Annotated in this window: 17 protein-coding genes and 2 pseudogenes; 9 read left to right on the forward strand and 10 right to left on the reverse strand. The window is 34.5% G+C overall.

All coding sequences use genetic code 11. From position 1 onward, the window contains the following. Window positions 1-12: 12 nt before the first annotated feature. The gene (locus H0W64_09950) at window positions 13-1,083 is read right to left on the reverse strand and encodes a hypothetical protein (GenBank protein MBA3662042.1); all 1,071 of its coding nucleotides are present in this window, start codon (window positions 1,081-1,083) and stop codon (window positions 13-15) included. Window positions 1,084-1,721: 638 nt separating this feature from the next. On the opposite strand from H0W64_09950, the gene H0W64_09955 reads away from it, so the two are divergent. The 3 genes from H0W64_09955 to H0W64_09965 all read left to right on the forward strand — a co-directional run bounded on the left by H0W64_09955 (window position 1,722) and on the right by H0W64_09965 (window position 4,787). Continuing rightward, window positions 1,722-2,195: a hypothetical protein gene (locus H0W64_09955; GenBank protein ID MBA3662043.1), complete on the forward strand. Its 474-nt coding sequence runs from the start codon at window positions 1,722-1,724 to the stop codon at window positions 2,193-2,195. Window positions 2,196-2,440: 245 nt separating this feature from the next. Then, entirely contained in the window at window positions 2,441-2,848 is a 408-nt protein-coding gene (locus H0W64_09960; protein MBA3662044.1) for a hypothetical protein, read from the forward strand. A gap of 562 nt (window positions 2,849-3,410) precedes the next feature. Beyond that, window positions 3,411-4,787, forward strand: a complete 1,377-nt coding sequence (locus H0W64_09965; GenBank protein ID MBA3662045.1) for a hypothetical protein — start codon at window positions 3,411-3,413, stop codon at window positions 4,785-4,787. A gap of 141 nt (window positions 4,788-4,928) precedes the next feature. Here the strand turns inward: H0W64_09965 and H0W64_09970 are convergent. From H0W64_09970 to H0W64_09990, 5 genes and pseudogenes are all read right to left on the reverse strand, one after another. Next, window positions 4,929-6,125, reverse strand: a pseudogene (locus H0W64_09970) (IS256 family transposase). 76 nt (window positions 6,126-6,201) lie between these two features. After that, window positions 6,202-6,423, reverse strand: a pseudogene (locus tag H0W64_09975) (transposase). 66 nt (window positions 6,424-6,489) lie between these two features. Then, complete coding sequence (locus tag H0W64_09980; GenBank protein MBA3662046.1) at window positions 6,490-6,666, reverse strand: hypothetical protein; 177 nt, start codon at window positions 6,664-6,666, stop codon at window positions 6,490-6,492. 237 nt (window positions 6,667-6,903) lie between these two features. Beyond that, a complete protein-coding gene (locus H0W64_09985) occupies window positions 6,904-7,221 on the reverse strand; it encodes a hypothetical protein (GenBank protein ID MBA3662047.1) in 318 nt (105 codons plus the stop codon). 744 nt (window positions 7,222-7,965) lie between these two features. Further along, window positions 7,966-8,370, reverse strand: coding sequence for a TraM recognition domain-containing protein (locus H0W64_09990; protein ID MBA3662048.1), 405 nt, complete (start codon window positions 8,368-8,370; stop codon window positions 7,966-7,968). A 475-nt stretch (window positions 8,371-8,845) separates the two neighbouring features. Between H0W64_09990 and H0W64_09995 the strand changes: the two genes are divergently transcribed. Together H0W64_09995 and H0W64_10000 are read left to right on the forward strand one after the other, a co-directional pair. Next, the gene (locus H0W64_09995; GenBank protein ID MBA3662049.1) at window positions 8,846-9,886 is read left to right on the forward strand and encodes an inosamine-phosphate amidinotransferase 1; all 1,041 of its coding nucleotides are present in this window, start codon (window positions 8,846-8,848) and stop codon (window positions 9,884-9,886) included. Next, window positions 9,879-11,186, forward strand: coding sequence for a hypothetical protein (locus H0W64_10000; GenBank protein MBA3662050.1), 1,308 nt, complete (start codon window positions 9,879-9,881; stop codon window positions 11,184-11,186). The genes H0W64_09995 and H0W64_10000 overlap by 8 nt, the downstream gene beginning before the upstream one ends. A gap of 535 nt (window positions 11,187-11,721) precedes the next feature. Here the strand turns inward: H0W64_10000 and H0W64_10005 are convergent. The 4 genes from H0W64_10005 to H0W64_10020 all read right to left on the reverse strand — a co-directional run bounded on the left by H0W64_10005 (window position 11,722) and on the right by H0W64_10020 (window position 16,565). Next, window positions 11,722-13,026, reverse strand: a complete 1,305-nt coding sequence (locus H0W64_10005) for a hypothetical protein (GenBank protein ID MBA3662051.1) — start codon at window positions 13,024-13,026, stop codon at window positions 11,722-11,724. 327 nt (window positions 13,027-13,353) lie between these two features. Further along, window positions 13,354-13,830: a hypothetical protein gene (locus tag H0W64_10010; GenBank protein MBA3662052.1), complete on the reverse strand. Its 477-nt coding sequence runs from the start codon at window positions 13,828-13,830 to the stop codon at window positions 13,354-13,356. Between the two features lie 316 nt (window positions 13,831-14,146). After that, complete coding sequence (locus H0W64_10015) at window positions 14,147-14,950, reverse strand: dienelactone hydrolase family protein (protein MBA3662053.1); 804 nt, start codon at window positions 14,948-14,950, stop codon at window positions 14,147-14,149. A 19-nt stretch (window positions 14,951-14,969) separates the two neighbouring features. Continuing rightward, entirely contained in the window at window positions 14,970-16,565 is a 1,596-nt protein-coding gene (locus H0W64_10020) for a hypothetical protein (protein ID MBA3662054.1), read from the reverse strand. 409 nt (window positions 16,566-16,974) lie between these two features. Here H0W64_10020 and H0W64_10025 point away from each other — a divergent pair, with 409 nt between their 5' ends. The 4 genes from H0W64_10025 (at window position 16,975) to H0W64_10040 (ending at window position 19,863) form a co-directional block, all read left to right on the forward strand. Then, on the forward strand, window positions 16,975-18,189 hold the full coding sequence (locus H0W64_10025; GenBank protein ID MBA3662055.1) for a hypothetical protein: 1,215 nt from the start codon (window positions 16,975-16,977) through the stop codon (window positions 18,187-18,189). A gap of 362 nt (window positions 18,190-18,551) precedes the next feature. Next, on the forward strand, window positions 18,552-19,007 hold the full coding sequence (locus tag H0W64_10030) for a MarR family transcriptional regulator (protein ID MBA3662056.1): 456 nt from the start codon (window positions 18,552-18,554) through the stop codon (window positions 19,005-19,007). Window positions 19,008-19,373: 366 nt separating this feature from the next. Next, a complete protein-coding gene (locus H0W64_10035) occupies window positions 19,374-19,595 on the forward strand; it encodes a ribbon-helix-helix protein, CopG family (protein MBA3662057.1) in 222 nt (73 codons plus the stop codon). Further along, complete coding sequence (locus tag H0W64_10040) at window positions 19,576-19,863, forward strand: type II toxin-antitoxin system RelE/ParE family toxin (GenBank protein MBA3662058.1); 288 nt, start codon at window positions 19,576-19,578, stop codon at window positions 19,861-19,863. Before H0W64_10035 ends, H0W64_10040 begins: the two co-directional genes overlap by 20 nt. Window positions 19,864-20,141 lie beyond the last annotated feature (278 nt).

Raw genomic sequence — 20,141 nt, forward strand, 5'->3', positions numbered from 1 at the left:
GCTTCTATGAATTTAATGGGTTCCTGATTTAGGGTTGCGCCCTATGGTCCAATTCCCCGGGAATTCCATCGGAGTAGATGTTTCCGTTAGTTCTTTGATCGACATGCAATTTGAGGGCGTCGGGTTAACTGGAAAAAAACGGTTTAAATTTTTGGGGTCAGAAGTGAAATTACTGAACTCCGTGTTTGCTTGGTTCCCTTGGAACAAGTTTGGCATATCGATGTTGTTATTGTTGTTATTATTGTTGTTATCGATATTGTTATCACATGTTTTTTGTTTTTTTCGTCTTCTGTCTTTTAGATCCCAATCGTAAATTAACGCTGTTCTTAGATAGACGCCCTTATTTTTAGTGCTTTTAATTACTTTTTCTACTTTAAGCTTGGTAATAGCTTGTTCTATAAGGATGATAATATGATTACCTGCTACCTTTAGAGATTCATACTTTGTATAATCGTGAATAGGAGATTTTATTACGGGTGGCAAAGCATTTTTTTTGTTGAGCGCGTCTAAGTAAAGCTGTTTACGAAAAACTAAGCTATCCAAAGGTTGATCTACAATAAGTCTTAGAGCATCTTCTGAGGTGAATGGTAACGCAGCTATTTTTTGCGCCTCTGCTATACTGATTCTATCCACGGGAACAGAGGAAGGTCCTTTACATTTAAATTGGGTGGTAGCATTTGTTCTATTATTCATATCCTTTGGCGCTTTATTTGTATTTAAGTTAAGCGGCGCTTGAGCAATACAATATTGTTTTTTAGTTTTGTCGAATTCTAGCAATCCGTCTTTTACGAGTTGTTGGAGTAAATCATAAACTTTTGAATAGAACCACTTGGTGACGTGTTCATAGTATGTGTAGTCTCGCATCCATTCTTGCGCGGTGATGTCTTCGTCAAAGGCTGTGTTTCTTACATCAGCATCCAGAATATCAAATTTTATTTCTAAGCTCTGAATTAATCCTTCTTTAATGTCTGTAGGTGTAAAAAACGCATCAAATTTATTGATGAAGTCGATAACATCTTGTTTGCTAAGCTCAAGCAGCAGGTTATTGAGTGGGCCTACATCTGTGCGGAGTATGGATTTCATTTTTAATGCCTATTGTAAAAATTTTATCCCATGATATTACACAAAGCTTATCGCTAGCTTAAGGGATTACTCAGGTTAGAAAAAAATATATTTATTATTATGGGGATTAAGTGAATCTTAAAAATAAATTAAGTATTTCTGCATTACTTTAACAGTTTGTATATTGTCTCTATCGTTACTTAATCCCTTATTTGTTTTTATTTCTAACATTCATCTAATATTATTTCATTAGTTATCTAACCATTGTTGTATAGGATTGATGATTTCTATTGAAATAAATAACAATTAAGTAACAAAAAAATAACGTTATAGATATTAGAAATATAACAATATAAGTGATGCGATTAGAAAACGAGTTTACTAGGAATGTGAATAGCTACTTAAAAGAACGCAGTAATGTCTATTTGACGAGTCAGATAAAAAGAAAGGACTGAAGTAACCAAAATGGAGACGTGTGTCTCATTATAAGGATTGGGTAAAGCTAAGAATGTAATGATAGTTGTTAGTCTCGTTAATCTTTGCCAATATTACGGCAGGTTCGAGGTAAATGTTGAACCCATTGGTATTATCAATAATAATAACCCTTCCGCAATTAAAGAATTGGTTTCCTGAAATATTAACTTCCATAAGGATATGAAATGCTTACGCTGTTTGCGAGATTATTTGGTCCGAGCGAGAAGGAAAAAACAAAGGAATTATTCGAACAACTAAGGACAAAAGAAGTTTTAGCACTTTACAATACTCTTTACGAGCAAGGAGCAAATAAAGAAATTGTAAAAAAAGCATTAAACTCTCCTGAAATTGTCGCTAAGCTTATGAGCGCAGCTTGGTTCGATTGGGAAGCTAAAGACTTTCTTCCTCCAGTTGACGGTATTCCACAGTCAGATGGCTCTATATTTGCCTATCTTTGTCGATACCAATTAGAAATTGGGGTTTATGTGGTAACGCACCCAACACTGTCTAAACATTTACATGATAAAGATATATGGATGTTAGATGAAAGTGGTGAGGGCGATGAAATTAAAAAAGCAATTATGCAAAGGAATTTAACAGACCTTGCAGATAATCGTTTGCACATATGTAGAGAAGCAACACGTATGGTGTTATGTTGATCATGATAAAAAGAGTAAAGCATTTTCGTTTTAACAGTAGACGATCGATTAATAACGGTAATCGCAATATTTTATATAAATTAAATCGCATGATCAAATTTTGAAATGACTTAACTTATGCATAATCATTGCCAATATTAAATTACTCATTGATTGTTACAGGCGTGGAACTAAAAGATTTTATTGTTTTAATCTCTGAGCCGTGCAGCCGTCCGCTTTGACGATATCAAGGAGCTCGTTCACGATTGGGGAGCGTTACATTATTTACTGATTTGGGGCTTATGCGTTTTCTTAAATTATTACAATGGTCGTATATTATTTGTTTTTTTACAGGCGGCTTTATCCATTGCGTTGACATCTATAATGGTGGATTCCTTCCGTATCGCTCCCTTCCATTTTGGCTGAATGTTTATTTAACTTCATTGAGCATTATAGATATCACAGCTGCTTTATTAGTAATAATCAGGCCAAAAATAGGTATTTGGATGATCATTGTGATTATAACTTCCGATATAGCATTAGATATTTATGCTAATCAAGTTTTTTGGAGAATACCTTTTTTAGAAAACTATCGATTATTGTTATTATGTATCGTAGGTTTATATATATTAATAACAGCACCGTTATTTCTAAAAAAATATAAAAAGTTATAGCAATTTACATTAACGTTTTTTCTTTTTATTGCGCTAGTGGTTGAATGTACCATCCAGAGGTTTTGCATAGCATCTAATAAGATGAAATTAAAAGCAAAATTTAACCATTCACTATCGATAAAGATACTTATAGTATGTTGAGATTGGAACTAGAAGCAGCACTTTAATAATTCTATAATGTAATATTATGTATTATGGTTTACATTATTTAGGTATTTCAAAGCAAACCTCAAAACCTGTTGATGATCATCAGCTTTGCTTTTACTAATCACTTTGGGCAGTTCATTGCCGCTCATTTGGCTGCTGATCCAATAAACAAAGAAGTGGAGCTTAATGAACATTCCTTATTTATCAATATGCTATTCAAATTAGAGATGGTTGAGCTGCGTGTGAATAGTTTTACTGTCAAGACATTCGCCTTAAAACAACGTTATGTATGATCTGTTTATAAATCAATTAATTAAAAATATCGCCCCCACACAATCCACCTAATATTCTCTTAATTATCATTCTTTATAGTAGAAACAAGCTTTTGAAAAGTTTCTAAGTAGAGGTGTGAGCTATGCAACCACGTAGACGTAAAAACATACACGTAAAATCGTTTGATTTTGACGGTTGTATTTTTAATAAAAGATTTTACAGAAGAAAAAAATTTTACGAAAGTAAGAAAAGAGATGCCGTAAAAGTTAATCAAGAATTTATTCAATTATTAAGTAAAAAATTAAGAGATGATTTCGCAGATGAGACTATTTTTATGGTGGGCTCAGCTAGACAATCGAAAACATTTGATGATGATAATAACCATGTTGATAATGGCGATGAAGCTGCATTCTCATGCTTTCCTGTGTTAAATGCATTGGGGGAGGAATTTGCTAAGTATGTAACGATGCCTTGCTTCATAGATCGTTTTATATTGGCCGATATTTATGGAAACAAACCGGATGGTAAAAGCTTTACTGATGCTTTGTCTAACGCTTCAGAACATTCAAAATGGTTTTGGGATAAAACAAAGTTAACTATTCTATATGCACAAATGCATAAAATTGCAAGCGAACATCCGGATGATGACATCACCTATCATTTTTATGATGATCTTGATAATATTTTAGACTCATTATATCAATTTTTTAAAGTTAACAAAGACCTGATGCCAAAGAATGTCAAATTATGTTTGCATCACTATGAGGGGGATGAGATTAACAGCAAAGAAGCAATACAAGGTGAGGGTGATATTGATTATAACTATCGAAACAATATTAAGACCATGGTTACGATTGCTGGTTATGATTTAGAGAAAAAATATAATTATGAGGACAAAGAACATTACGTTTTAGATGATTTAAAGATTTCAGATAGACTAGATACATTTAAGAAAAAACGTGACCTGCAAGCACCACCTGATTTTGGAAAAAATCCATCATCAAAAATTCCAATCAAAGCCAGTGAGAATAAACAACGAAAAGATAAGGTTAATGCGCTAGCAAATGAAACCAGCTTAGCTCCACAAGACGAAAAAATTGATCCTTTAGTAACTAACGCCCTCTTAGATTATGTTGCTGATTACATTGTTTCTCGCGTTGATATCGTTGATGTTGATATAAAAAACAAAATAAATAAGGATCATCAAGTCAACGTACAAATGCTTGATAGCAAAAAAAATCAAAAAGCTGTGTTATTGAGCTGGATGTCCAGGCATTTTCGCGATCCAACTCTCACTAGACGTAAAGTAGAATTAGCTGATCAATTTTATAATGAAATTTTAGGAAAAACTTCATATAAAGAAATAAAGGAAAAAATTGCAGAATATAAAGAAAAAAATCTGCAATTAGAATGCAACAAGAAGTCTCTATTCACAAGTAGTGGTTTGGATGAGATGTTCTTTGACATGGATTGTTTATTAGAGAGTGAACGCCCAAAATCAGTACGTTTACTTAGTTAGTTGCGGAAGCAATAATCAAGAAGTTAGGGCAAATGATGCATTTGGTACGAGATTTTGCAAATCAGAGTAAATATCCAATAGGTGCTCTAATGGTATGGAGCCATAAGAGCCTGTAATTAATTTTGTGTAACTGCCATTTTGTTACTCTGGTAATCTGCCTTCGAATTCAATAGCAAATCTATTCATAGCAGCTCTCCAATCGTGCAAAGCCATGGTCCATTTGCGCGATGCTTTTTGGATGGCTAGATATATCACTTTCATAGCTGATTAGTCACTCGGAAAAATTTTACGATTGTTAATTGATTTTCGAATAACACTATTTAATGATTCAATAGCATTGGTGGTATAAATTATTTTGCGAATTTCCTCTGGAAAAGAAAACAACGTAATCATGTTGTGCCAATGCTTATTCCAAGAACGGGAAATTGCAGGATATTTTTTATCCCATTTTTCCCCAAATTCTAATAAAGCATTTTCAGCTTGCTCAACGTTGACTGCTCGATAAATTGATTTTAAATCAGTCGCAACAGCTTTCATGTCTTTATAGGCCACATAACGCAATGAATTTCGTACTAGATGCACAATACAAAGTTGTATCTTTGTTTTTGGGAAAACTGCAGTAATTGCATCAGGAAAACCGGTTAAACCATCCACACAAGCAATAAAAATATCTTTCACGCCACGCTGATTTAATTCAGTTAAAACTGACAGCCAAAATTTTGAGCCTTCGTTTTCAGATATCCATCATCCCAGCAGTTCTTTTTGTCCAGAACAATTAATAGCTAATGCCAAATAGACAGCTTTATTAGTTACTCGTTTTTCGTGATGACATTTTATAACGATGCAATCCAAATATAATATTGGATAAACATCATTTAACGGACGTGTTTGTCATGCATTGACTTCATCAATGACAGCTTCTGTTGCGCGCAAAATTAAATTATGCGATACGTCAGCACCATACATTTCTTTAAATGCATCGGCGATATCACGAGTGGTCATTCCTTTGGCATAAAGAGCAAGAATTTGCTCATCAAATTCAGTGATGCGAGTTTGACCCTTGCGAATAAGTTGCGGCTCAAAAGTACCTTTACGATCTCGCGGGGTAACGATAGGCATTTCACCAAAGTTACCTTTGAGCTTCTTAGGTGTATAACCATTGCGGCTATTACCCGTATTTTTACCTTCTGTTGCATGTTTTTCGTAACCCAAATGCTCATCCATTTCAGCATTCATAGCGCGTTCAACAGTTTGCTTTAAAAGATATTTACTTAATTCAGCAAGGTCTTTTTCAGTCTTGATTGATTTAGCTAAATCGTCGAGCAATTTTGGATCAATATTAAATTTAGGTTCACTGCTTATTCCTCGTTTCTTATAATCGCTTTTTGCGATTAGGTTAGTTGAGAATAAGCAGTTACACAATTTTTATTACAGGCTCACGACCAAGCGCGCAGGGTCTAATGGCATGTTCTAGTAAGTTATTGTCTATTTCGATGCGACCATCTAATAAATAATTATTTAAAAATGTCCAGTTAGTTAAGGTATAACGAATCAGTTCGCCAATTTTGCTTTGAACGGGGGGTTTCGTGAGGTGAACATTAAGCCAAGATTTAAAAGCTTTTAAAAGAGGTTTTGCTTTTCATGGCGCAGCTTAAATGTATGTGTAACAGAAAGATTATTTTCACATGCTTGTTTTTCACTTTTATAAAATAAATGATTTTAATTTTTCAGGGTTATAGATCAATGTTTGGTAGTAATGATAACGTGATGGCCCAGTAGATCTTTGCTTGCAAAATTCAGTGATCGTTAAACCACCTTGCTTTTGTTCTTCAATTAGTAACCGCCAGCGTTGTAAATTCTCTTTATTAATTTGTTGCATCGCCAATTCCTCATCATCATTATAATGATGATATTTTCTACTTTTTATTTTTATTGGTAGATGTATTTGCTCGAACACTTACGTTTTTGTATGGGTTCTGTATACTTAAAAGATAGCCATGAATGTATAGGACGTGCTGGCATTTTTCATTTTCTATGCTGGTATCATAAACCGTATAAAACTACACAATAAACTTGATCTACTGGTAATTATATTAAGTAGCCTCTTCACCCACCATCATCGATTAAGTGTATTGGTTTTGCTCAGCGAGCACTCTTCAATTGATTTCGAACAATTCCATCGCCAATTGTAATCGAAATGCCAATTTTTATTACGGCTATCGATTTTATAAGTGCCAGTGTTAGCAGCAAAATCATAATCCGTAAATAAATTATAAAGTTCTGAGAAGGCATAATAACAAGTTACACCTTGATAATCGACGACTGACCAGGCCCATTTCCATTTTAAGTTACTAACCATTTGGCCTTCCACTTTACAAGGTTTACCTTCTAATTTATTATTAACTAACTTCCACTCATTATTGATATCATTCATTTGAGTTTGCCATCTACCTCCTTTACACTGTGCATAACCCATTAATTTTGGACATGTAGACGCCGCAGTAATTGATTGACAGAATAAAATGACAAAACTGAAGACACATATTTTGATAACGTTGTTACGCATACTTACCTCAATTCAAAACTACATAAAAATGCATAAATTTTTTTTTTTAAACAGATGAGACCCATAATTGCATAGAAAAAGCTAATCCCGATACCGTATAAATACGGTATTAATATGAAAAATAGTGCCTGGAAATTATTTGTGTAACTGCCATGTTTCTTACGCTGACATTCTGTTTTCGAATTCAATTGCAAAACTGTTCATCGCAGACCTCCAATCATGCAAAGACATGATCCATTTTTTAGATGCGTTTTGAATCGCTAAATATATTACCTTTAATGCTGATTGATCACTAGGAAATTGCTGCGCGGGTGGTAACTTTACCCGCGTTTAATTTGGGAGGGAAAATACAAATTGATGTAGCATCATAAATTGTGATTATCACTAGTTCAAGAATAAATTAAAAAAATTACTTCATTGTTTAGGCGACATTGTACTTTAGGCAGAATAACATTGTAATTCTAAAAATTAGCTATATTTTACTTTAACTCTATCTAGCTTAAAACCATCAACTTTTGTAATGTAAAACATATCCCCAGTACCTAACTCTTGTTTAATTCCATCCGGATGAATTATAAATTCTTTAGTTTTACGAATACTAGCAACAACTGCTTAAGCTTCATTTAAATTAAGTTGAACGGTTAAACTAAATGTATCAGTTGTTCCTACCCAATTACACACTGACTCTGCGCTTTCCTGATCGTTTAGAAGGTGGCCTAGCAACGTATTAACACAATTCATAAATTGTTTTTGAAAGGTTGGATCCGTTTTTTCTAACTTCGCTAAGCCTTGGGTACCAAAAACTGCGTGCAATCCTTTTTCTCTGCCCATATTTACTAAATTTAAACTTTGCTCACTAGTAAAAACTGAATATTCATCGAAGATAGCGAATATTTTCTTATCCCCTTTTTGCCTATCAATTACGGCCTTAATGTTATTAATAACGAACTTACCGAGGACTTTAGCAAAGCCTGAAAATCGCAGCGCGGGAGTGCACAGTAATCTGTCTTTACGTATGCCGCTGAAATTGAAGAAAAATTCTTTATATCCGTAAAAACATCACTTAATACGCTTTATGGGACCCTATGTTAATATAAAAATATTAGTAAATACTTTACGTTTCTAAAGTAAATTATAACTATTAGCTTTAAACCTAAGGGTTGATAAATAGGGTATGTTTATTATTAACTTATGAGGATGTCATCATGGGTAATCAAAATCAAGGCGATTTCGGCAGCCAAGGACAAGGCCCGCGCCAAGGCGATAAAGGTCCTCGCCAAGGTGGGCAAAATCCAAAACAAGGTCAAAATCCAAAGACCAAGTGAAGACAAAAGATCAAAACAGATAGTACGTATAGCTAATACATTTGCCATCGTAACGCCCTAAAACCTGTACTTAGAGGGATTAGGGCGTATTTGCTTCCACAATTTTTGCAGGTTTATTTAAACCTGTGATTTTTTATTTTAAAACCTGTGAGTTAAAGAGAACTTAAATGTCTTTAGTTCAAGTACACAATGAATGGGACCCTCTGGAGGAAATACTTGTGGGTTCTCCTTTACATGCAGCCCTACCTTTAGTGGACAAGGGTTTTGAAGTCATCCAACAGACATCTCCTGATTTATTTAATGCATTAAAACCGGGACCTATACCCAAAAAAATTATTGAGGAAACAGAGGAAGATATTCTTATATTTATAGATGCATTGCAAAAAGCTGGTATTTGCGTCCGAAGACCCGAGCCTGTCGAATTTAAAACCACTTTTAGAACATTAGATTGGGAAGCGAATCACTATTTTAGTTATTGCCCAAGAGATATTTTATTAGCTGTTGGAGAAATGATTATTGAATCACCCAATGTTTTTCGGTCTCGATATTTTGAAACCATAGGGTATAAGAATATCTTAATTGAATATATGAAGAGTGGATCCAAATGGATCACGGCTCCAAAGCCTAGGTTATTAGATGACATCTACAATATCTCTGATCCTAACCAATCGGCTTTGCTAGACTTAGAACCTGTTTTTGATGCAGCAAATATATTACGTGCGGGCAAAGACATCCTTTATTTGGTATCCGATTCTGGAAATGAATTGGGCTGCCTCTGGCTGCAAACCATTTTAGGAAAACAATACAGAGTACATCCTTGCCATAATCTCTACGCATCCATGCATATTGATACAACAATTAGCTTATTGAGACCGGGTCTTGTATTAATTAATCCGACGAGGGTTCGGGAAGATAATTTGCCTCAATTTCTAAAAAATTGGGATCTTTTAATATGCCCGGAAATGGTCAATTATAGTTATTCAGATCTGGCACCAGCTTCTACGCCTTGGTTAGGAATGAATTTATTAATGTTAAATCCACATTTAGCTATTGTAGATCAACATCAATTACCTTTAATTCGTCTTCTTGAAGAAAATGACATTCAAGTTATTCCAGCGTTGTTGCGACATGGTAGAACATTGGGCGGTGGATTTCATTGCATAACTTTAGATGTAAGAAGAAAAGGAAAGCTCGAAAATTATGCCTAAACTCATTATTGCAAATGCCTATGAACTATATGAGTTTAACATTCTCTCATTAACGCCAGATCAAATTAATGCAATGTATTTTTATAATTTACGTTTCTTATGGTTACTGGAGCCTGGGGATGCCATTCTGTTGCCCAAGAACCCTAATAAGGATTTTCTAACTTATTTTGCAAACATTAAAAATATTGATCTTAGCTCTTTACATTTAGTTATATTAAACGATAACCATCCTGTAGTGTGTTCAGCAGCATTATCAAATCCTAATCTCATTGCTCAATTAAAAACAATTATGAGTAATCCATCAGCATGGCATATAGAAGCTTGTTATTTTAATTCCAAAGTATTAGCGCTTTCTGAAAAATTACATTTAACAATAAACTCCGCATGGAAGAAATTTATTGCAGAAGACTTGGTTCGAACTGCAAATAGTAAAGTGGAATTTAGAAAAGTTGCTGAACGTTTGAGTATTCCTATTGCAGAAGGATCAATATGTCTAACTCAGGAATCTTTGATTGCCTCAATTAAGGAGTTATTAAAGATAACCGGCCAAGTGATTATCAAGCAAAACTATAATACTTCTGGTAAAGGAAATATTGGCGTTACGTTTAGTGAGGAACAACAATTTGTTGGGGTTGCCAAGACAATGATACTTAATGCTGATTCATCCATAGATGAACTGGCTACACAGATTTGGGCAGCCTATATCAATTCGTATAACACCCTATTGATTTTAGAAGTTTATTATCCCAATAAAGGGACCTTCACTGCACAACTGTGGATTGGATCTCAAGGAGAAGAACCAGAAGTGCTTAATTTTAGTGAAATTCGTATGCAGAAGAATTGGATTGGTGTGTTACTAGCTCCACATTTATTATCTTCAGATAATATCAATGAGTTGCTGGCATGCTCAAAACATCTAGCAAAAAATTTACAAATGCAAGGGTATCGAGGTTATATTTGCTGTGATGCCATTCTCACTAAAGAGGATAAAATATTATTTACTGAAATGAATGCACGACCAGGTGGGGAAACAAATGCTTATATCTTGGCCCGGCAAATTTTTGGAAAAGGGTATGAGAATAAAATGGTAGTGTTAACCTATGATGGTTTGAAAACAACTTCATTTATAGAGATATACAAAAAATTAAAAGCCGAAAATTTATTACTCAATAAAATAAACAATACCGGCGTCGTCTTACTTACGGTTGATGATGTTTATACCAAACAATTAGAATATTTGGTAGCTGCTCCCAATTTAGAAAAAGCTTATGCGTTAGAAAAAAAGGTTAATACTCTATAATTAGCCATAAATAACTTTACTTCAACTCATAATTTTTTTTGGGTTCCTCAATTTTCTTGAAATTTAACGGAAGGAAAATTTCTTAATAACATTATTAATGATTATCAAATGAGAAAGAAATATAGGGGTAAAGCAGAGGAAGTTTAAGACAGATGAGGGAAGAAAAATACAATTAAATGTACCATTATAAATGGTAATAATCAGGGTTTAAATGTTCGTAACAAATTAAAAATTATTAATTCTGTGCTTTGACTATATTTTACTTGGGTCAAAAGAGGCTCCCCGCCATAATGTCAGATACGAAAAAGCCAGGTCAAACAAGGTCAAAACATACCCATTAACAAAATCCAAACCGAGGTGATCGTAATAATCTAGGGGATAAAATCCCCAATAAAGCTTAACAAGTTAGGCTAATATTATTTGTTAGATAAAGATGTTAGGGCTAATATATATTTAGTTTCCGTGCTTTGTATAAAATATATAATCATTAGAATCATCGTCACGGTATGTTACTAACTTATAAAACGCAAAATCGTTACATTTTAAATCGATTATTATTTTCTCTTAATTCAACATTTTCGTTTTGTTTTGCAGACCAAGCTTTATACCAGTCAGTCTCAGTTAACTCAGTAAATTGATTGGTGACAAATTTAACATAGGAGGTGATTTCTTCTTGGGTTGGAATATGATTTTGCGTTTTAGTTGCTGGCGTCCAATGGGAAATTTTTGTTAAAAAATTAATAAAGTCGGGAGTAAGTGGTTTGATTTCTTCGTCGCTTATAAGATCGTGAGCAATTTGTTTGAAAGTTGCATGATTTTTTTGCCACATGTCTAATTCTTTTTGATCGGAGTCTCTGTCTTTATCGTTATTACGAACGCTAATTTGTTCCAAAGTAATTTTTTGATTTGGAGTAGCGCCATGCTCAATTAAATAAGACATCATATTGATTAGCTTAGGATGATCGGGACGAAATAATGGAGAACAACATTGTCCGAATATTCCTAATTGAACCTGACCCCCTAGCATTAAAGGTAAGAATGGATATAAAAGCAAAGGCCCAGAAAATCGCAAATTCATATCCACATCACTGTAGAGTAATATTTCTTTATTAATATCTGCGCCTAACTCAATTAATACATTTAATGTTTCAAAGCTTAATTTGCGCATAGCTTTTAATACTAAGGGGGTTAAATCAATCGGTGATGGCACTTTTTCACAAATGGCACGAATGAGATAAGGAGTGTTAAGTGCAACCAATTCGGACAAATGATGTTGCAATTCAGTTTTATCAAAATGTTCCGGTGTAAAAAATAAACGATCAAATAAATCACTCGCTTGGTTTGCAACTGATTGCATATCAACAGTAAATTCTTTTAGTTTATTTTCCTCTGTATACTTCTTTCGAAGAATATCTAATCTTACGGTGATGTCTTGATTAATTTCTTTCATTAATGAATCAAATGATTCGCACAAAAGATGATTCTGTTCTAACTTTTCATAAATTTGTCCCGTTACACCTTCACTAGCTAAAAGGAGGGAGAATGCAATGGGGCCGCTCTCATCAATCCACTGATCATTGTTTTTCAAAGCAAGGATGGAATAGAAGGTTAGCTTCGCGGCAGCAATGAAAAGTTCGCGTTCATTATTGATTGCGTCGAAGATAGTTTGTGAATTTATTTTTATTTTATTACTTAAACTACGCGCAAATTGATATGCCATTTTACGCCAAATAACGTTACCTGTGTCATTATCTCTATTTGTAGAGGTAATTAACGCCTTAGATGTATTTTCAAACAAACTAAGATATTTAATATATAATAAATTTCCAGTTGATTTCATTATTTTCCTTATACAACTTTTTTCTTAGTTGATAGTTGTGAAATGAAGGACGGCTAATAGCTTGCAAATCTTGGTTACAGTTTCTTATATTGAGTGGCGGTACGTTACCCCTTGTAGAGCCATTTTTTTCACAAGTCTAACTCCATACATTGAAGGCAAGTGTATATCAACTCACGATTCCAATAAAGATGCCTAAACGTGTAATTTATACGCTTCATTCCCTAGCAATTTAGCAAGCTATTATGCTCCCGTGCAGCCGTTACTTATATTTGAAGACAAGGGTAGGCCTTAAAAGACGAATTCGTTAAACAAAATTCAGCAAATAAGTTAGGCCAATATTCTCTTACTCATTAGATTGATGCTATACCCTTTATTTGAATCAGCTTCACCTGTGACTACAACATCGACTTTACATCGGCCGCAATAATTACCTTCGACCACAACATGGTAGGTTAAGATAGGCGTAGTAAGATTATGATTCATTATGGTGAAAGGAATGGTAACGTAACCGTTAGCATTACAATACCGATTGTTTAAAGATATTTGTAACTCGCCTTTAGTGCTTAACGGGGTAGTCCCTAATTTAACCAGCTGACAATTATAGCCACAATCAATCAAGGATGATTCTAAGTTATAAACTTTTATATGGTAGTCAAGATCAGCATTAAGCGAAGAAGTAATTTTCACCCATTGATTAATTTGCTGATAGGTTGAGGAGGCAAAATTATTTGATCCCCATACAGTATTTATATTCAAAAACATGCTGATGAATGGTAGTAAAGCAATTTTTAATAATTTTTTCATTGGCTAATTCCATTTATAATTTTATATCTAAGGCAAAGCTCTTCGGAACCCTGCCTCGCATCAATTGCTTCTATAGATTCTTTGCTGATTGATCATGAAAGCACTTTCATTAACTAGGCGAGTTACTCCTTTTTTTTCTAAGGTTAAATTACTTTCTAAGATACTCATTTCGCTCTAATACTATTGAACATTTTACGGGCTAATGCACCCGATTTTCTAATCGACCATTAATAATCGATTTGGATTTCTACTTAACACACAAGGATGCTTCTGCAGAGCTAGTGCAATTGAATAATTTAAATATATCTTGTACTAATTATTTTAAATAGCGATCCAAAAATTTTGGCAAATCATTTATTGCCAATTGGCTTGCCTGATGGTTATATCCGACGTGATAATGTTCACCTTTTTCATCCACAACTTCTTTGCTCGGTGGAAATTCAAAATTATCGAATCCATGTAATGCATTTTTATAAATTTTAATAAATGTAGATTCATTATGTAAATAACTGCGTTTTATGAGTTCTTTACAATCTTGCGTCGTTGCACGATCATCATTGTCACCAATAAATACCATTGTTGGACCTCGTAATTTAGCTTCGGCGGCAAGGCGATGACATACGCCATAAAATGAAACAGCCACTTGGAAAGGAATGTTTTGATAATCCTGTAGGTTATAATTAGGCTTTTCCATTACGCGCAACACATCAAATCCACCCATAGAAAAGCCTAAAATTCCAATACGATTCGCTTTAACGTTGGGTAAATGACTAAGATAGCGATAGGCAGGTGCTATATCAGAAAGTTGCGCACCCGTTGCCTTTTCCCAACCCACCGACTCACGATCCGTCCATCCACGCGGCTTAAAGCTATCAATAATGTATACGACATAACCGTGATTTTTCAACATTGCTGCCCACTCATGATTAACTTTTACAACGCCTGTGCTTGCATGTAGCAAAAGTATAGCTGGAAATGGGCCTTTTCCTTCGGGTACATATAATGTATGGGCTGCATCTTTAGGATCAAAAATATAATCGTTTGGGCTCGCGGCTCGACTAGAATGAGTTAAAAAAATAAATATAAAAGTGAATGCCAATTTTAAATATTGTGTAAACATGAATTTTCCCGTTTCAATATTAATATTGATAAAAAATATTAAACTTATGATGAGCCAAAATTTTATCTAAGGTTTCGTATTCTAAATCGGCTGCTTCTAGTAAAGCATTTTGCAATACAATACCAATCGCAGAAGCTGCAGCTGAATAATTAGAAGCTTTGAAATTATACTGAGCGTAGTAGTGCTGATCGTAAAATTGTGTCGTGACAAAAAGGTCAAGACCCGCCGCAATTTCGTTTGGAGCCCATGGATTTTCATTTAATTGTGGCGGGGTAACTAAAATATGATTTTCTAAACCAATTTGTTTTTCAATGTTATACGCTGCTAGGCCTGCTGTAGTTAGTAGTATGTTTACATGATATTTATTTATTAATTCTTTAGTTAATGGTGCTATTGTTGAAAGATCCGACTGGGTATCTAAGTAAATAATGTCCACGTCATAAGTTTGATCTTGAACAAATAGTCCTCCACGCCGGGCCACTAATAAACGCCAATATTCGTATCCTCGCATCATGTCACGGCCACGCACCGCGTCTTGACCTGATAAAGGAAGTATTACGCCTAAAGTTAATTTTTTATGATCGTTCTGCGGATAGTAAGGTATCAATGCAATTCCGTTTGGACCATCTTTCGTATCAATCTTAGTAGGTTGGAAGTTAGTGAGATTAATCTTAGTAATATGTTTATCTGTAGCATTAGTGATATAGGCAAATTTCCCCTCTTCATCTATCATCACCGTTACAGGATTTAAACCGGTCACCATGCGTTTGATTATTTTCCCTGTATCAACCTCGAGGATAATAATTTGATTATCAAATGCAGCCGGTGCAACAATATATTTTTGATCAGGCGTCATATCAGAATAAAGAATGGGACCTACGCCTAAATTAGTATATTGTTTCTTGATCTCTAAAGTTAAAGGATCGATCAATAGAATTTGATTAACAGCAGACACCATCAGTAGACGACCATCAGGTGTGTACTTTAAACCCCGTACTGCGGTGGGTAGGGTGAAGGTGCCAGTTACTTTGCCTGTGTCCGGATCCATGCGGATAACGCCATCTTTTCCAGCCATTAGCCAAAGCGTTTTACCGTCTTTAGAAAATAACAAGTTGTGCGTATTAGAACTCACCGCCAATTTTTTAACGATTGCCTTTTTAGCTAAATCAAAAACCAATACTTTATTACCTTTTTCAACATTTACGTAAAGTTGTTTGTCTAAGGGGGGACGTAACTTTACGCCATGAGGTGCACTATCAATTTGAGAATAAGCTCTGTGGGTGGCGGGATCAAAAGTGAATAAACGATATTTTTCGATGCGGTTTGGTATATCTATTACTGAAATACTAGCGCCTGGTACACCGAGACCACTATCGTAGTCCTTAATGCCAAAGTTACTGACATAAGCAGTCTTTCCATCTTTCGAAATCGCAATTTCGTGTGGCAAAAATCCTACTTGCAAACTACCTAAGCGCTTGCCACTGTGCACGTCATAAAAACTAACATGCCCCGCATTTTCTTCAACGACAGCTAGCATTTGTTTGGATAAATTTGCATAAGCAAAAAAGCTAAATGACCATAAAATTATGATCAATAACACCGATCGGGTTTGCATGAGATATGTCCTATTACTTACTTTCAAAGGCATGATTTTAAGGATCGATGCATATAAATGTCAATGAATATAGTAGACTATGTAATTGAAGAATGTATAAAAGGTATGGTTAAATGAAAGGGGGTTACGATATTGATTAAATTACACTGAATGTATTTTAAATAGGATAAGAAGCAAGGCATCAACACATTATATTTTTTGGTTTTTCAACTATCTACTAATAATGCAACGTTTAAGGTATTGAGCACCTTTTTGCGTTAGATACGAAATTGGGTGCCTGCTCGAAAGCTATAAATAAGAAAATTTATGAATGTTAACAGATGGTTACCCCGAAAATTTGACTAATAATATTAGAGCTGGTTCCTCTTGCTATAATTAAGTAAACAACCATAGTGTAGTGGGGTAGAAAATGGATACTAGAGCAGATAACAGAGCAAAGGTAAGCGGTCTTGTTAACGATGTAAAGTTGTCGAATGATCCATTTAGAAATCAACAATTCAAAGATGCGCTAATTGATATTATGATGACTTCCGCATATAAGACTGGTGATGGTGGTATTAAAACGAAATTTCAAATCATGCTTAATAAAATTGATCCAAAAGAATTTGATGCTGCGGAATTGAAATATTTTGAGAGAGCATTAGAAAATATTAGTGTGTTAGCGCCTACCGTTGTTAAATCTGAAAAAATCCAATATTGGAACTCCCAGATTACACGAGGTGAACTTTTTGGGGAAATAGCAAAGGTAATTGCTAACTTTAAAAAGAATTTAAAAAATCAGCAAGAGAAAGACTCTGTCAATCCCAACCCAGAAAATTTAAGTGCGAAGACAGAAAACGTAAATAAAAACATGACCGATGCAGAACAACTAAAGGAACTTGTCAGTTATTTTAATCAAGATGACGTGAAAAAAATTGTCCTAACGAATAGCGGCAATACATTTGACGATGTACCCAGACACCTTAATAATGCACAAACAGCCAAAACTAGCGATGAAATGTCGCATCCTATTAAGAATTTAAAATATTTCCAGAGTTTAGTTGAACCGATGAGACCAACGCAAAGCCAGGCAACACAGGCAGCTAATCCTAATCCCCAAGGCAAAATGGTGAATCAGCAACAACTTAAGGAAATTCTGGAAAGTAACCCAATTACAACACCCAAATTAAAAAATAACTATAATGAAGTGCTTAATATGTTGAAAGCGATGCCAGATCCTGCCACAAAAGAAAATATAGCAAAACTTGTTGAGGAGGTTTTCTTTTTTAAGGTAGCTGCTTTACTTTCTGAAAATAAGCCTGCATTAGACTTAATTACTAATCATCTTGTTCCCGGATTAATTTCTGGTGATGACGTTATAAAAAGGTTTAAGAGCGAGACGGAATCTTACGCTGATCAACTTCGTACGAATATAAAAAATGGCATAGATCCCCATGGTGATAAAGAGTATATGGATTTAGCTAAGAATAATAGTAATAACGGTAATAAGAATTTTTCTCTTTTCAATCAAGCTAAACCAAGCACGGGTCAGTCTAAATCAATCATTGGTCAGTCAAGAAGATTGAGTAGTGAAGAAAATAAGGAAGAGTTAAAAGATAATTCAAACCGGCCTACTAAACCTTAAGGGGATGCTTAAGGTTAGTAATATCAGGTTGAATTAAAAGGGTTAAGTCTAAAACGATATGGACTAGCAGGGTGCCCATGTGTCGTATAGATTATCCAACGGTTATTCCATTTTAAAAGTATGAATACCTTTGAAACACTTACGATCAAACTATTTAGACTCGAGGTAGCTTCATTTAAAAAACTGATTACATGTATATTTAACGGCCGCAATAAGTAAAATATTAATATGTCCGCTCTATAAATGTTCCGCGGTTTTATTGAATGCAGTGCAAAGCATAAATCCCTCGAAAATGTAAAAAGATAAAATTGAAAGAAAAATAATGTTATGTTAATTTTAATGTTTTACAGAGTGATGAAAAAATGCCATTTAAGCTTGATGAACATACCGGCGTTTTAATAAAAAAGGCGGCGCGATTATTTGAGCGCGTCGCTAATATGAATTTAGATGAGCTTGGTGTGACGTATGCGCAAACTATCTTTCTTGTTCGTTTATGGGAAAAAGATGGACAAACTCAAAATCAGTTGACTCAAAGTGCTGGTTTAAAGCAGCCAACCGTCGTACGCACATTAGATCGCATGGAGCGAGATAAGTTAATTAAGCGTGTTCGCAACAAAGAAGATAAACGAAGTTATCACTTTTACCTCACTGAGAGAGCAAAGCAAGCGTGTAAAAAATTGGAAGGTCAAGGCAAAACGATGCAAGAAATTTCGACGGGTAATTTTAATGATCGCGATATCAAAAAACTTAACCAACAGCTCTTGACAGTGATCAATAATTTACAAACATTTATTACGAAACATGACGGAGAAATATAGGTTTAAAAGTTTCTCATATTGTTATTTGCTATCACGCACGTCTCGCAAGCATAGTAATTTTCTCACCTGTGGATTTTAGCTTTTCTTCACCCTTGTATAATATCTTTTGTAAGCATGCGCATGAAGATGTTTTATTGGTAAGTCTAAGTAGGATGGTTTGCATTGCATTGCATTGCATTGCATTGCATGCCATGCTTCGCTTCTTTCAGTAGGAGCGCTTGGCAAGTCAATCAATATAAAGCTTCAACTGTGGTAAATTATCCTTTTCTCCTCTTTTAACTTAAGTAACTTACACTCAAATCCCTTGATAAAGTGATGCACTAGTGTTACACTTATTGATTGTACTTATTCTAAGGCGGAAGTTTTATGCCGACTAAAAATCCGAGAATTAATATTACACTTGAAGAATCAATAGCAGGGTTGCTTGTTCAGTTAGCGGAACAGGAACATAAATCAGTTTCTAATATTGCTAAGGAACTTGTTTTAGAAGCTTTGGAACGTCGCGAAGATATGGTTCTTTCCGCAATTGCTAAAGTCCGGGATGTTACAAAATCCAAAAGGATTAAACATGACGACGCCTGGAAATAAATCATATCAAATTGAATACCTTGTTTCCGTTGTTAATGAAGATATTCCTGATCTCCCCAAAGTAGTAAGAAACACTATTAAAAAAGCAATCGAAGAACGACTCATGGTCGATCCTATTGGCTTTGGCAAGCCTTTACGCTACAGCTTAAGAGGCCATCGACGTTTACGCGTAAGTGATTATCGTATCGTATATCGCATCGATGCAGAAAACCATCTTGTGATTATCATTGCTATTAAACATCGTAAAGATGTGTATGAAGAATTTTAATAATTCGGCAACTTGGAATTTGAAGTTTTAATCATTCTAGGCAAAACTTAAATAGTGTTCTGTCGGAATTAAAAAAACTGTATCCACGCACTAATATGTAAGCCACATCAAAGCTCATTACATTATTCCTGTAAATCATATTACAGGAAGTAATTTTAATGATTTTTTCGCGAATCCCACTAATAAATGCATATATGACAGGAACTATGTTCAGTTTATTTAACGAACTTTTGACCTTCTTTGCTTTTGAATATACCTATCCAAGTCTAACCCTGACC

It is taken from the genome of Gammaproteobacteria bacterium, from assembly GCA_013816845.1.
In the GTDB taxonomy this organism is placed as follows: Bacteria; Pseudomonadota; Gammaproteobacteria; order DSM-16500; family DSM-16500; genus Aquicella.